The sequence below is a fragment of the Vibrio sp. THAF190c genome (assembly GCF_009363355.1).
GTDB classification, from domain to species: Bacteria; Pseudomonadota; Gammaproteobacteria; order Enterobacterales; family Vibrionaceae; genus Vibrio; species Vibrio fortis_A.
Genome location: NZ_CP045338.1, coordinates 2,415,544 through 2,429,900, shown reverse-complemented (window position 1 = coordinate 2,429,900; position 14,357 = coordinate 2,415,544). Strand labels below are relative to the sequence as shown.

Genomic DNA, 14,357 nt, shown 5'->3' with positions numbered 1-14,357 from the left:
TGAGTCTAGTATTAAGCTAGCGAAGTTTGTGCACTAGTCTCTTCTGACTTGGTATTCACAGGGTTGCCTTCGACACCATGCATCCAAGCAACTAGCTTGTTCGCACAAAGAAGTAGAATTACACCACTAATCGTTGCTGAGATAGCAATACCACTAAAGATAGCCATTGCACCTAGCTCACCGACGTGAGAACCCACTAGACCAGCTACATAGTTTGCGATCGCATTGAAACCGAACCATGCACCCATCATCAAAGAAGCGAGGCGAAGAGGAGCCAGTTTCGTTACTAGTGATAGCCCAATCGGCGATAGGCACAACTCACCAAGAGTATGGAAGAAGAACGCGCCAACTAACCATAGCATTGAGGTCTTAACGCTCAGATCGCCACCTTGTTCCATAACAGCACCGATCATACAAACGAAGCCAAGAGCTAAGAAGAATAGAGCCATAGCAAACTTGACCGGTGAGTTTGGTTCACGCTTGCCTAGTTTCACCCAAAATGCAGCGATAATTGGTGCTAGCGTAATAATGAAGAATGGGTTTAGAGATTGGAACCAGGCAGCTGGTACCTCAAAATCACCAATCATACGGTCAGTGTATTGTTGGGTGTAGATGTTCATTAGACCGCCCGCTTGTTCAAAGCCAGCCCAGAAAACAATTACGAACAGACCCATGATCAAAATAACTTTTAGTCGATCGAACTCTTCCTTAGTCAGTGGCGCTTTTTCTTTCGATTTGCTTAGCGCTTTTGCACGAGCAGCCGCTGGTACGGAGCCGATATCGCCTAACCAAGATTGGGCCATTGTCATTTGCATAACAAGGCTGATGACCATACCGATACCTGCAGCAAGGAAACCGGCTTTCCAACCATATGAATCCACAGCAGCACCAGAAATTAGACCACCCAGTAGTGCTCCTAGGTTGATGCCCATGTAGAAAATAGTAAATGCGCCGTCACGACGATTGTCGCCTTCTTGATAAAGGTCGCCAACCATAGTTGAGATGTTTGGCTTGAACATGCCGTTACCGCTGATCAGTAGAGCCAAGCCAAGGTAAAGTGCGCTCACCTGGTCTAATCCCATAAAGCCGTTAGGTAGTGCTAAAGTGAACTGACCCAATGCCATCAACACGCCACCAATGAGAATAGATTTACGTTGACCTAGGTAGTTGTCTGCAATCCAGCCGCCAATAAGTGGGGTAATGTAAACAAGACCAGTGTAGATACCGTAAAGGTCCAGTGCGTCTTTGGTTGACCAACCTAGGCCGCCATTGATGGTGGTATCTGTTAAAAACAGAACAAGGATGGCACGCATTGCATAGTAGGAGAAGCGCTCCCACAGCTCTGTACTAAAGAGTAGAAACAGCCCTCTTGGATGGCCGAAGATGTTGTGTGTGTTTGGCATAAGTTTTACTAATTTTAGATATTAAAAGATTTTATAGTCACTCATGTATACATACCCAGATAAAAAGCTGCAATAGGGTGTTTTTATAGTGATGACAATTAAAATTTGTTAAGTAGATGATTTAGTTTGGTTTTATTGGAAATGTTGGACGGTATTTATGTGCTGCAAACTAATTTTCCATTATTGAATAAGGTGTTATTGATGGCTTTTTAGCTTGTAAGTAACAATTTGTGATTTGTAAGCGTATGTATTTTGCTCTGTATTTTTAGGTACGCTTTACTGTATAGTTCGGTTTGTGGTTATCGATAAAGTTATTTTTGTTGATTAATTGGTCTATTCCGCAATATTTGTTAGCGATAGGCAATTCATGTCATTAACGTGAGTTAATCCGAATTTGGCTATGTTAAGATGTAAAAAAAATACAAAATGGCTAGGAAAATGAAACGTTGGTATCTACTTTACTGTAAGCGAGGAGAGCAACTCCGAGCGAAGCAGCATATGGAAAATCAGGGGGTAGAGTGTTTCTATCCTCAACTTGAAGTCGAAAAAGTTGTTAGAGGAAAAAAGATGCGTGTCAAAGAGCCGCTGTTTCCTTCTTACATTTTTGTTCGATTTGACTATGAACAGGGCCCAAGCTTTACTACGTTGCGTTCAACACGAGGCGTGGTGGATTTCATAAAATTTGGCGCGATGCCACATGAGGTCCAAGGTGATCTGATTTACGAACTGAAGCAGATTGAACGAGAGTGTCAGGGCTACCCAGTGGATGATTGTCCGCAGTTGTGTCCAGACTATCAAGCAGGTGATGTGGTTGAGATCTGCAGTGGTCAGTTTGCAGGTATCAAGGCGGTTTACCATGAAAAAGATGGTGAAGCACGCTCCATAATGCTGGTACAGATGATCAGTCAAGTGGTTCCGGTAAGCATTGAGAATGCAGCGCTAGCAGCGCGTATCTAATCTGACTTTCGAATCATTGGATAATAAAAAAGGCGCTGTGAGCGCCTTTTTTGATTTTCTAGAATGCTGGTTTCTAGTAAGAGTCGTTGTGAACCGCTTTAACAGCACGACCTGAAGGGTCAGCATTGTTCTTGAATGACTCATCCCACTCAATCGCTTTCGCAGATGAACATGCGACAGATGGACCACCTGGTACACACTCTGCTGCAGACTCTAGCGGGAACAACTCTTCAAATATCTCACGGTAAGCGTAACCTTCTTTGGTTGTTGGCGTGTTGTATGGGAAACGGAATTTCGCTGTTTCCATTTGCTGGTCGGTTACTTTCGCTTCCGCTGTTGCTTTCAGAGTATCGATCCAATCGTAGCCTACACCATCTGAGAACTGCTCTTTCTGACGCCATGCGATAGAGTCTGGTAGGTAGTGTTCAAAACACTCACGCAGGATGTGTTTTTCCATCTTACCGTTACCACACATCTTATCTTCTGGGTTTAGACGCATTGCTACATCAATAAACTCTTTGTCTAAGAAAGGTACACGACCTTCAACACCCCAAGCGGCTAGAGATTTGTTAGCACGAGCACAGTCAAACATGTTCAGAGCTAGAAGTTTACGTACTGTCTCTTCATGGAACTCTTTTGCGTTCGGTGCTTTGTGGAAGTACAAGTAGCCGCCGAAGATCTCATCCGCACCCTCACCAGAAAGTACCATCTTGATACCCATCGCTTTGATCTTACGAGCAAGTAGGTACATTGGAGTAGATGCACGGATGGTGGTCACATCGTAAGTTTCAATGTGGTAGATAACATCGCGAATCGCATCCAGACCTTCTTGGATTGTGTAGGTCATTTCGTGGTGAACCGTACCAATCTTGTCAGCAACTTCACGAGCAGCGACTAAGTCAGGCGCGCCTTCAAGGCCAACAGCGAAAGAGTGTAGTTGTGGCCACCAAGCTTCAGACTGCTCATCGTCTTCGATACGCATTGCCGCAAAGCGTTTCGCTACTGCAGATGTGATAGATGAGTCCAAACCGCCGGATAGAAGTACACCGTAAGGAACGTCAGTCATTAGTTGGCGTTTAACCGCAGCTTCTAGTGCTTCTGTCAGCTCTTCTTTGCTGGTTGAGTTACCTTGTACCGCTGCGTATTCGTTCCAGTCACGAACGTAGTAGCGTTGAGGCTCAGCATCTTTTGAACCGTATGAACAACCAGGAGGGAATTCGCTCACTGTTTTACATACTGGCACTAGTGCCTTCATTTCTGAGGCAACGTAGTAGTTACCGTGCTCATCATAACCTTGGTATAGAGGGATAATACCGATGTGGTCACGACCAACAAGGTATTCGTCTTTCTCTTCATCGTACAGTACGAATGCAAAAATACCGTTTAGCTCTTCAAGCAGGTCTGCACCAAGCTCTTGGTATAGTGCCAAGATAACTTCACAGTCAGAATCCGTTTGGAATTCGTATTTATCTTGGTAACGAGCGCGAAGTTCTTTGTGGTTATAAATTTCGCCATTTACTGCCAAGATGTGTTTTTTGTCTTGGCTGTATAGAGGCTGTGCACCGCTATTTAGGCCGACGATAGCTAGACGCTCGTGAGCAAGAATTGCTTTGTCGCTTGCGTAAATACCAGACCAGTCTGGACCACGGTGGCGGAGTTTTTTAGACATCTCTAGAGCAACAGGGCGAAGTGCTGCAGCATCACTTTTAATATCAAGAATGCCAAATACTGAACACATAGAACTTCCTTTCAAATCATTTCCAAATCAACTGCATTCAATTTGCCATTCTGGTTAAAAAATGCAACCGGGTATGATGAAAAAAATTATATAAAGAGGGTTCTATTAAAAAACATTTAATTTAAATGCGATTCTGATTGATGAGGTTTAGATGTGGTGTGAATTTTAGCCACTCCTCTCAAATTATCGACAATATTTGATCGAAAATAAGAAGGAGTGGCTGGAGTCAAAGACTACATTTTCATGATGTTAGGGTTGAGCTGCTCGCATACGTGACGTGCAAAACCGCTACCCGCTTCGCTATAAATGTTGAATGCAGCATCAACACCGTTTTCTTTAAGTGTCTCTAACTGATCTGAATATTCGGCGATAGCAGCGATTTGACCTTTAAAGTTACGCGCTTTGAGTTGTTCGAGAGCCGTCTGATTACCTTGGTGATGAGGCATCGCCAGGATAACCAGCTTCACATTCGCGGTATCTAAGATGCGTTCCCAGAAATCCGGGTCGGTTGCGTCGCCAGAGATAACATTACGCCCATGGCTGCGATGGCTATGTGCAGCTTCTTCTCTTACTTCTACCCCTAGGCTGACTTTTCCGTAACGAGCGCGGAGTTCGTCATAAGCACCGGTACCGATTCGACCCATGCCAAGAATCAATACTTGGGCATGCCCTGGGTCAATTCGCTTGTCACGCTGATTGAGCTTTTCTGCCGCGTGCTCTTTTAGCCACTTACCAGACTGTTGATACAGTTTATGCCCAGCGCGATTGAGTGGCGCTGCAATCAAGAAAGAGAGAGAGACAGCAATTGCGACTGCGACCAAAATATCGCCAGACATCCATCCCATCTTAAATGCAAGACCACCAACGATCAGGCCGAACTCACTGAAGTTGAATAGAGAAAGCGACGCAAGCAGCGAGGTGCGGACGCGGAATTTAAAGAAGTTGAGCACCCAAAAGTAGAGGAAGCCTTTGACTGGCAGTAGCAGTAAGAACAGGATTGCCAGCATAAAGCCTTGAATAGTCGGTTGCTCAGACAAGCCGATGTTTAAGAAGAAGCAGACAAGGAACAGCTCTTTTAGGTTAAAGAGTGACTTTGATAGTTCCGATGCTTTAGCGTGACCTGCAAGCAACATACCTAAGATCAGTGCGCCAAGATCGGGTTTTACACCAACAAAATCAAATAGGCCAGCACCAACAACCAATGCGAAGAAGATACCAAATAGCACCAACATTTCGCCGTGACCTACCCAGTCGAGTACTTTGTAGAAGAGTGGGCGCAGTAGAGGAAGTGCAAATAGGGCAATGGCATACCATTCAGGGATTTTACCGGTAGAAGCCGTTAGGAATACCACTGCGAAGATATCTTGCATAACCAAGATGCCGATCGCTAGGGTACCGTAGGTGGCATTCATTTCACCTTTCTCTTGAAGGGTTTTGACTGCAAAAACAGTACTAGAGAAGGAGAGTGCAAAACCTAATAAGATGATCTGTTCGTTCGACATTGCCGCAAGGGAAGAGATCCCAAGTAGTTTAAAGCCAAACAGAGCCAGTGCAAAAAAGAGGGTAGAAAGCAGGTTATGCACTGTTGCGCCAGCCCAGATCTCTTTGGATAGCAAGGTTTTGATATCTAGCTTAAGGCCAATCGTAAATAACAACAGGGTTACGCCGAGGTCGGCAAGAGTCACGATGGTGTCATTACTTTCAAAGCCAAACGCGTTAAGCGCAAAGCCAGCAATGAGAAAGCCAACGAGTGGGGGAAGTTGACACTTTAAAGAGATAAAGCCTGCAATAAATGCAGCGGATAATAATATAAGTTCCATAACTTGTAGTTGTTGTTCCCTAGCTTATAAAAACGGGCCGTGTTTATCCAAACACGGCCCGCGGAAAATCAATATTGTTTTTCTTTAGTCTTCGAGTAACTTCTGCAATAACACGCCGTTGAGCATGGCACGCTTGATCATCGCGAAAGCACCCATTGTCGGATGTTTATCGATCTCAGATGCTACAATAGGCAAGCCGCTATGGAAAGTCGTTAGCGATTGATTCTCTACATTGCGCTTAATTGCGGGGAAAACAATGTCTTGAGCCTTAGTAATATCACCAGCAATGATCACCTTTTGTGGGTTAAATAAGTTGATCGTCATGGCAATGGCTTTGCCTAATTGGTTACCAACGCGAACCAAGCTCTGTTTCGCCAGTTCATCACCATTCATCGCGTGGTCACAAACATCTTGAATTGTGATGCGCTCAAGCTCAGTTAGAGAGGACTCGTAACCTTGCTTAATAAGCTTTTGAACGCGCTCCACGATAGCTGGGTTTGCTGCAACGGTTTCTAAACAACCAAAGTTGCCACATTGACACTGCTCACCCAATGGGTCGATTTGAATATGGCCAATCTCACCAACGTTACGGTTATGCCCTAAGAACACTTGGCCGTTAACGATGATGCCCGCACCCGTACCACGGTGAACACTGACTAGGATAGAGTCTTGACTGTCTTGGCTTGCACCAAAGTAATGTTCTGCTAATGCCATACCTCGAACGTCGTTGCCTACGAAACAAGCAACGTGGAATGTGTCGCGAATAATGTCGCTGAGGGCTAGGTTATCGATATCGGTATTTGGCATGTACTCAACCACACCCGTTGTCGGGTTTACAAGGCCAGGTAGGGTAATACCGATCGCAATCAATTGGTCGATTTGATACTGCTGCTCAGCAACAAAAGACTTAAGAGTCGTCAACAAGCCTTCCATCAAATCGGATTGATCTGAGTAATTTAGGTCTTCTTGAACAAAAGCCAGTTCACGACCGCCAAGGTCATGAAGGCTGAGTTGGATATAATCTCGGCCCAAACGAACAGCGATGGAGTGAAAAGGTTCCACCTCTGTTGTTAGGGAGATAGCGCGTCTACCGCCAGTAGACGCTTGCTGCGCGACCTCTTTGATAAGGCCACGTTCTAATAATTGGCGGGTAATTTTTGTAACACTTGCTGGTGCGAGTTGGCTTACGTCAGCCACTTGTATACGACTGATAGGACCTTGTTGGTCTATTAGCCTATATACCGCCGCACTGTTTAGTTGTTTAACTAAGTCTACGTTACCTATTTGTCCGCCATTCATACTTAATTGTGCTCGTATTGTCCGTTAACAACAGTCGCTTTTACATTGAAGTCTCTATCGAATACAGCCAGGTTTGCAACCATGCCTTTCTTGATTCGACCTAGCTTATCTTCCACACCCATCGCTGTTGCTGGGTACAGAGTCGCCATTCGCAGAGCTTCGTCCAAAGCGATTCCAGCGTGCTCAACTGTGTTCTGTACTGCTTCAATCATAGTCAGAGCTGAGCCGCCCAGTGTGCCATTCTCATCAACACACTTACCATCTCGGTAATATACTTTCTTACCGACAAAAATAAAGTATTCCATGTCAGCACCTGCAGGAGCTGTGGCATCCGTCACTAATACAAGCTTTTCTCCCTTGATTTTATGCGCAATACGGATGTTTGCGTAATCAACGTGGAAGCCGTCAGCGATAATGCCTGCGTAAACTTCAGGCGTATCGTAGATTGCGCCTACAACACCTGGTTCACGACCAACCATTGGTGTCATCGCATTGAATAGGTGTGTTGCGAACGTGATACCAGATTCAAAGCCTTTACGCGCTTCAGCGTAAGTCGCGTTGGTATGACCGATAGAAACCACAACGCCAGCTTTGTGTAGGCGTTCGATATGCTCAGGGTCGTTTAATTCAGGAGCCAAAGTAACTTTAGCAACGAGATCGCGGTTTTCGCAGATTAGATCGATCATCTCGCTGTCTGATTTGCGAATGTGGTCAACGCTGTGAATACCTTTTTTTGCAACGTTAAGGTAAGGGCCTTCTAGGTGCAAACCAAGAGATTGGTTTTGGTATTGGTTGTGGTATTCACGAGCAGCAGTGATGACTGCGCGCATATCTTCGTCTGAAGAGGTAATCAGTGTTGGTAGGAAACTAGTACAGCCAGACTTAAGGTTAGCTCGATGCATAATCTGCATAGTCTCTGCTGTGATTTGATCGTTAAGCATCACACCACCACAACCGTTAAGTTGTAGGTCAATAAAGCCCGGGCTTAGGTTAGCACCGTCTAGGTCACGAACCTCAATACCGTCTGGCAGTTCAGCAACAGGGCAGACTTGCTTAATCAGTCCGTTTTCAACAACAACTGCGTGATCGGTGAGAACATCACTACCAGTGTAGATTTTACAGTTACTTAGCGCGTACATAGTCAGCTAATCCTTATTTCGTGAGATCTTTAAATTTTGTTCGTTACCTAAATGTCGACTTAGTTTGCAAACATCATTTACGTAACGATTTAACTTTTTTAAATCGGCAAACTTCAAAGTGAAGTGCGAATTAAGCCATTGAAAATACAGTAAACAAATACGTTGTAGCCTTTCATTAGGCGGCCTGGTTATTGATTATTAGTGAGGCAAAGAAAGCGGGTGCTACCTATGCATTGGCCTAATGTTTAGTGTCGAATTTTATCTGTAAATCTTCATTTTTTTGAATGATAAAATAAGTTTTATGATCTCGCTAGCAAAAACCTTGGGATTTGGCAAAAACTGGTGATTAGGATCACAAATGGTAAGGTTTTAATTTGCGGAGCAAAATTAATTGAATACACTGATTAGGACTAAATTGAGCGACTAAAATAAGTTTCTCAAACGAATTCTAAAAATCCTATAGGGGGAAACAACAGGTGAATATTCTAGGATATGCACAGAAGCTGGGTAAAGCGTTAATGCTTCCTATCGCAACGCTTCCGATTGCGGCGCTTCTACTACGTTTAGGTCAAGGCGATCTACTTGATATTCCATTCATGGCGCAAGCTGGTGGTGCTATCTTCGGTAACCTACCGCTGCTATTTGGTCTAGGTATCGCAATTGGTCTTTCTAAAGATGGTAACGGTGCAGCAGGTCTTGCTGGTGCGGTTGCTTACTTCGTACTAACAGCGACAGCAACAACAATCAATGCTGACGTAAACATGTCTTTCTTCGGCGGTATCTTCGCAGGTATCATCGCAGGTCACTCATACAACGCTTTCCATGCAACACGCCTTCCTGAGTGGCTAGCATTCTTCGCAGGTAAACGTCTTGTGCCTATCATGGCCGGTCTATTTGCGTTAGTTGCTGGTGCTATCTCTGGTGTGGTATGGCCTGGTGTTCAATCTGGTTTAGATGCACTAGCTCACGCAGTATCAACGTCTGGCGCTATCGGTCAGTTTGTATACGGTACTCTTAACCGTGCACTTATCCCTGTAGGTCTACACCACGTATTGAACTCTTACTTCTGGTTCGGTATGGGTACTTGTCAAGAGATCGTAGTAGCTGGTTCTGCTGGCTTCGAAAGCTTCAAGCAACTTTGTGTTGACCCAGCTCTAGCGAAAACTCTAGTTGTTGGTCAAGAGTACACATTCAACTTCGCGAACTCTGTAAACCCAGAAATCACTGCAGTTGTTAAAGAAGTAACTGAAACAGTTAAGTCTGGTGACCTACACCGCTTCTTCGGCGGCGACAAAGGCGCTGGCGTATTCATGAACGGCTTCTTCCCAGTAATGATGTTTGGTCTACCAGGTGCAGCACTAGCAATGTACCTAGCAGCTCCAGCTGAAAAACGCGGTCAAGTTGGTGGCGCACTATTCTCAGTAGCATTCTGTTCATTCCTAACAGGTATCACAGAGCCACTAGAATTCATGTTCGTATTCCTAGCTCCTGCTCTATACGCAATGCACGCTGTATTTACTGGTCTATCTCTAGTAATCGCTAACATGTTCGGTACGCTTCACGGCTTCGGTTTCTCTGCTGGTCTAATCGACTTCGTATTGAACTTCGGTCTAGCGACTAAGCCAATGACGCTACTATTCATCGGTCTAGGCTTCGGTGCTCTATACTTCTTCACATTCAGCTTCGCAATCCGCGCTTTCAACCTGAAGTCGCCAGGTCGTGAAGATGACGAAGAAGGTGCTGCAGCAACTGACGGTGAAGCGCCAAAAGGTGACCTAGCTCGTCAATACCTGAAAGCTCTTGGTGGTCACGAGAACCTAACTTCAATCGACGCTTGTATCACTCGTCTACGTCTAACTCTTAAAGACCGCTCAGTAGCTGACGAAGCTGTTCTTAAGAAACTAGGTGCTAAAGGTGTGGTTAAACTAGGTGAAAACAACCTACAGGTTATCCTAGGCCCGCTAGCTGAAATCGTTGCTGGCGAAATGAAAGCAATCGGTGCAGGTGAAGACCTATCAGACGTTAAACTTCCTTAGTCGCTTTCGCGTAGAGTAAAACACTCACGCAACAGCGCAAGGAACTAAGTAAGTCGAAATTGAAGCCTCCCTTATGGGAGGCTTTTTCGTATCTGCCTTTGGCGCTTGAATCATTCAGCGTTCTATTCTTCATCGAATAGCAGAAATATTCGCAATAAACTGATGGTTCTTATTGTGTAAAGCCTAAGAATTGTGGATGATTAGCAACAATGATCTTTCTATCCTAGGCTTGAGTTAAAAGCGCTGTTTCTAGAACAGAAAGAAGAATTTTTCTCTGACAATACTAAATACATAGAGGTGCTATAGATGAGTGAAGCTGAGGCTCGTCCATCGAATTTCATTCGCCAAATTATTGATAAAGATTTAGCGGATGGTACACACACTAGCGTGCATACTCGTTTCCCGCCGGAGCCTAATGGTTACCTGCATATCGGTCACGCTAAATCTATCTGCTTGAACTTTGGTATTGCTCAGGACTACCAGGGACAATGTAATCTTCGTTTCGATGATACAAACCCTGAAAAAGAAGACGTTGAATACGTTGAGTCAATTAAGAATGATGTAAGCTGGTTAGGCTTCGAGTGGTCTGGTGACATCTGTTACTCATCAAACTACTTCGATACGCTTTACGCTTACGCTGTCGAATTAATTAATAAAGGCTTAGCGTACGTTGACGAGCTAAGTCCTGAGCAGATCCGTGAATACCGTGGCACACTAAAAGAGCCTGGTAAAGCGAGCCCATACCGCGATCGCAGCCCTGAAGAGAACCTAGCGCTATTTGAAAAGATGCGTGATGGTGGCTTTGAAGAGGGTAAAGCGTGTCTGCGTGCTAAGATCGACATGAGCTCGTCGTTCATGGTAATGCGCGATCCAGTTATTTACCGTGTGCGTTTTGCTCACCACCACCAAACTGGTGACAAGTGGTGCATTTACCCAATGTACGACTTCACACACTGTATTTCTGATGCACTAGAGGGCATTACGCACTCTATCTGTACTCTAGAATTCCAAGACAACCGTCGCTTGTACGATTGGGTGCTAGATAACATTACGATTGATTGTCAGCCACGTCAGTATGAATTCAGCCGCCTAAACCTAGAGTACACGGTGATGTCTAAGCGTAAGCTGAACACACTTGTGACTGAAAACCTAGTTAACGGTTGGGATGACCCACGTATGCCAACCATCTCTGGTCTGCGTCGTCGTGGTTTCACGCCTGCGTCAATCCGTGAGTTCTGTAAGCGTATTGGTGTAACCAAGCAAGAAAACATGATTGAGTTCGGTTCGCTTGAGTCTTGTATCCGTGACGACCTTAACGAGAACGCACCACGTGCAATGGCTGTACTGGATCCAGTTAAGATCGTGATCGAAAACTACGATGCGGACAAAGTGGAAACACTAACGGTAGCAAACCACCCGAACAAACCTGAAATGGGCACTCGTGAAGTACCATTTACTCGTGAAGTTTGGATTGAGCGTGATGACTTCCGTGAAGAAGCAAACAAGAAGTACAAGCGTTTGATTCTAGGCAAAGAAGTTCGCCTACGTGGTGCTTACGTGATTAAAGCTGAACGTATCGAGAAAGATACAGAAGGTAACATCACAACGATCTTCTGTTCTTACGACGATGAAACGCTAGGTAAGAACCCAGCTGATGGTCGTAAAGTAAAAGGTGTTATTCACTGGGTATCTGCTGACAAAGCACTACCAGCAGAGATTCGTCTGTACGATCGTCTATTCACAGTAGCTAACCCAGCGGCTGCGGATGACTTTGCTGCAACAATCAACCCAGACTCTTTGGTTAAACTGAACGGCTTCGTTGAGCCTAGCTTAGCAGAAGCAGCCCCAGAGCAAGGCTTCCAGTTTGAGCGTACAGGTTACTTCTGTGTAGACTCAAAAGACTCGAAAGCAGACGCGCTAGTGTTCAACCGTACGGTTGGTCTACGTGATACTTGGGGTAAAACAGAAGCTTAATTGTATCTTCTGTTAGACATATTAAAAGCCGGCATAATTGCCGGCTTTTTTACGTCTAGATGATAGAGGCCAAAGGGGTTAGCCGAGATTATTGACTTAAGGAGTCATATCCTCAGGCCGACTGTTACTGATCTCACCCGTACGCGAGTTATACCAAAAGACGTATTCGGCTCTATCTGGGTTACGGTGATGGCCGATAGCCGTATAAATGTAATAGCAAACGGCTTTAGCATTTTGAATAAATTGGCCTTCTTTGGTGAAGAAATCGAGGTTTTGTCGTCTCGATACAAAGTCAAAGCCTTCGAAATTATCCCTATCTGTCGTAACGGTTAGTTCCGTGTTCATAATCGCATTCCAGATATCAACACAGCCTTGATGGCCTTGGCCAATATTATACGGTGCGCCCATAGGATTGTTTTTGGTTGTGCCTAATGGATAACCTTCGTCGTTGATATCGAGCTGAGGATTACCGTTTTCGTCTTCACCAAACCCGGGTAGATCATTCATCTCTGAGCTGCCACCACCATTGACCAACCATTTACTATGAGCATAGGTAACGGCAGTTTGGAACTGTGACTCTGCAGCTTGAAATTGAGCAATTCGACTGTCGTTTTGTATACCAAGGAATCGCGGTAGGGCAACTACCGCAATGATACCAATGATTGCTATAGCAACAATCATTTCAATCAGTGTGAAGCCGTTTTGAGATGATGAAGTCGAGATATTATTCATAGCGGACAAATAAAAAACGCTGACCGAGGCCAGCGTTTTTTCTATTTCTTCGGTTTATGTGCGTCTGGGTTGCCTTTGCAATCACCCGTCATGCTCTTACCGTAAAGGTACAAACTGTGGTTTGTTAGCTGAACGTTGTAACGCTTAGCGATCTCTTTTTGTCTCTCTTCGATGATGTCGTCTGAGAATTCAATCACTTCACCACAGTCTAAACATACAAGGTGATCGTGGTGATGCTGCGTTGATAGTTCGAATACAGACTTACCGCCTTCGAAGTGGTGGCGAGTTACAATGCCAGCGTCATCGAATTGGTTAAGAACTCGATAAACGGTCGCAAGGCCAATCTCTTCACCGAGGTCGATTAGCTTTTTATACAAGTCTTCAGCACTAATGTGTTGGCAGTCTGGCTGTTGTAATACTTCTAGAATTTTGAGCCTTGGGAGGGTCACTTTAAGACCAGCATCTTTTAGCGCTTGATTGTTGTCTGACATATACTTTCCTGTTGATGATCTGCAGCAATTAACAGAATTCAATATTCCCATTATTATAGGATACTCGACCACAACAATAAACCACGAACTTCAAAGGGTTACTCACTTACATCACAATCTGTTTTGTAAAATCTAAATATCTCTCTTATATTGGAGGTACGACCAGTTATTATGGTGGTGAATAAAAAACAGAACATGGAAGATCGTAATGAATAAGCAACTCGCTAGAATCTACAAACCCAATATCGTTAAGTTTGCGCTCAACATCTGGCCGCCTTTTTGGGGCGCAGGAATCAAAATTGCCCACATTAGCCCTGATTTCCGAGTTGTAAAAACCGTATTGAAGCTACGCTGGTGGAACAAAAATGCCAATCGCACTCAGTATGGAGGGAGCATTTTTTCTCTTACTGATCCAGTTTACTCATTGATGTTAATGGGAATTCTTGGTGAGCGTTATTATGTTTGGGATAAAGAAGCGAGCATTAACTTTATCAAGCCAGGTCAGTCGGATCTGTATGCCGAGTTTGAAATTAGTCAAAATCAGTTGGATGACATTTATCGTCAGACTCAACTGGGTGAAAAGTGTTTCCCAGAGTTTATTATTTATGTAAAAGATAAAAAAGGGCAGGTGGTGTCTGAAATCCAACGTACGCTCTACGTAAGGAAGAAACCACAATTTAGGGAAGACGATGAACCTGTTGAGGCCTAACTAATCGTATTCTGTAAAAAGTAGAAACAAAAAAACCTCCGCTTGGGAGGTTTTTTAAT

General features: G+C 44.5%; 11 protein-coding genes. 4 read left to right on the top strand and 7 right to left on the bottom strand.

What is annotated here, in order from left to right:
- Window positions 1-11: 11 nt before the first annotated feature.
- Window positions 12-1,403: a peptide MFS transporter gene (locus tag FIV04_RS10750; RefSeq protein ID WP_152469118.1), complete on the bottom strand. Its 1,392-nt coding sequence runs from the start codon at window positions 1,401-1,403 to the stop codon at window positions 12-14.
- A 438-nt stretch (window positions 1,404-1,841) separates the two neighbouring features.
- Between FIV04_RS10750 and rfaH the strand changes: the two genes are divergently transcribed.
- A complete protein-coding gene (gene rfaH / locus FIV04_RS10745; RefSeq protein WP_152469117.1) occupies window positions 1,842-2,360 on the top strand; it encodes a transcription/translation regulatory transformer protein RfaH in 519 nt (172 codons plus the stop codon).
- Between the two features lie 73 nt (window positions 2,361-2,433).
- Here rfaH and asnB read toward each other — a convergent pair whose 3' ends face one another.
- The 4 genes from asnB to nagA form a co-directional block, all read right to left on the bottom strand.
- Window positions 2,434-4,098, bottom strand: a complete 1,665-nt coding sequence (gene asnB, locus FIV04_RS10740) for an asparagine synthase B (RefSeq protein WP_032551843.1) — start codon at window positions 4,096-4,098, stop codon at window positions 2,434-2,436.
- 233 nt (window positions 4,099-4,331) lie between these two features.
- Window positions 4,332-5,918 carry a cation:proton antiporter family protein gene (locus FIV04_RS10735; protein WP_032551844.1) on the bottom strand — a complete coding sequence of 529 codons (1,587 nt, stop codon included), beginning with the start codon at window positions 5,916-5,918 and terminating at the stop codon, window positions 4,332-4,334.
- A gap of 84 nt (window positions 5,919-6,002) precedes the next feature.
- The gene (locus FIV04_RS10730; protein WP_032551845.1) at window positions 6,003-7,217 is read right to left on the bottom strand and encodes an ROK family protein; all 1,215 of its coding nucleotides are present in this window, start codon (window positions 7,215-7,217) and stop codon (window positions 6,003-6,005) included.
- 2 nt (window positions 7,218-7,219) lie between these two features.
- Window positions 7,220-8,356, bottom strand: a complete 1,137-nt coding sequence (nagA, locus tag FIV04_RS10725; RefSeq protein ID WP_152469116.1) for an N-acetylglucosamine-6-phosphate deacetylase — start codon at window positions 8,354-8,356, stop codon at window positions 7,220-7,222.
- A 518-nt stretch (window positions 8,357-8,874) separates the two neighbouring features.
- On the opposite strand from nagA, the gene nagE reads away from it, so the two are divergent.
- Both nagE and glnS read left to right on the top strand, forming a co-directional pair.
- Window positions 8,875-10,392: an N-acetylglucosamine-specific PTS transporter subunit IIBC gene (gene nagE, locus FIV04_RS10720; protein ID WP_235201740.1), complete on the top strand. Its 1,518-nt coding sequence runs from the start codon at window positions 8,875-8,877 to the stop codon at window positions 10,390-10,392.
- A 306-nt stretch (window positions 10,393-10,698) separates the two neighbouring features.
- Entirely contained in the window at window positions 10,699-12,366 is a 1,668-nt protein-coding gene (gene glnS, locus FIV04_RS10715) for a glutamine--tRNA ligase (protein ID WP_152469115.1), read from the top strand.
- Window positions 12,367-12,462: 96 nt separating this feature from the next.
- Here the strand turns inward: glnS and FIV04_RS10710 are convergent, their stop codons facing one another.
- Entirely contained in the window at window positions 12,463-13,098 is a 636-nt protein-coding gene (locus FIV04_RS10710) for a prepilin-type N-terminal cleavage/methylation domain-containing protein (protein WP_152469114.1), read from the bottom strand.
- Between the two features lie 41 nt (window positions 13,099-13,139).
- Complete coding sequence (gene fcrX, locus FIV04_RS10705; protein WP_032551849.1) at window positions 13,140-13,589, bottom strand: ferric iron uptake transcriptional regulator FcrX; 450 nt, start codon at window positions 13,587-13,589, stop codon at window positions 13,140-13,142.
- 208 nt (window positions 13,590-13,797) lie between these two features.
- On the opposite strand from fcrX, the gene FIV04_RS10700 reads away from it, so the two are divergent.
- On the top strand, window positions 13,798-14,298 hold the full coding sequence (locus FIV04_RS10700) for a DUF4442 domain-containing protein (RefSeq protein WP_152469113.1): 501 nt from the start codon (window positions 13,798-13,800) through the stop codon (window positions 14,296-14,298).
- The last annotated feature ends 59 nt before the right edge of the window (window positions 14,299-14,357 follow it).

Bases quoted from the DNA above. Each gene is read 5' to 3' on its own strand.
- FIV04_RS10735 (WP_032551844.1), bottom strand. From the start codon at position 5,918: ATGGAACTTATATTATTATCCGCTGCATTTATTGCAGGCTTTATCTCT.
- FIV04_RS10700 (WP_152469113.1), top strand. From the start codon at position 13,798: ATGAATAAGCAACTCGCTAGAATCTACAAACCCAATATCGTTAAGTTT.
- asnB (WP_032551843.1), bottom strand. From the start codon at position 4,098: ATGTGTTCAGTATTTGGCATTCTTGATATTAAAAGTGATGCTGCAGCA.
- glnS (WP_152469115.1), top strand. From the start codon at position 10,699: ATGAGTGAAGCTGAGGCTCGTCCATCGAATTTCATTCGCCAAATTATT.
- nagA (WP_152469116.1), bottom strand. From the start codon at position 8,356: ATGTACGCGCTAAGTAACTGTAAAATCTACACTGGTAGTGATGTTCTC.
- rfaH (WP_152469117.1), top strand. From the start codon at position 1,842: ATGAAACGTTGGTATCTACTTTACTGTAAGCGAGGAGAGCAACTCCGA.
- fcrX (WP_032551849.1), bottom strand. From the start codon at position 13,589: ATGTCAGACAACAATCAAGCGCTAAAAGATGCTGGTCTTAAAGTGACC.
- FIV04_RS10710 (WP_152469114.1), bottom strand. From the start codon at position 13,098: ATGAATAATATCTCGACTTCATCATCTCAAAACGGCTTCACACTGATT.
- nagE (WP_235201740.1), top strand. From the start codon at position 8,875: ATGCTTCCTATCGCAACGCTTCCGATTGCGGCGCTTCTACTACGTTTA.
- FIV04_RS10750 (WP_152469118.1), bottom strand. From the start codon at position 1,403: ATGCCAAACACACACAACATCTTCGGCCATCCAAGAGGGCTGTTTCTA.
- FIV04_RS10730 (WP_032551845.1), bottom strand. From the start codon at position 7,217: ATGAATGGCGGACAAATAGGTAACGTAGACTTAGTTAAACAACTAAAC.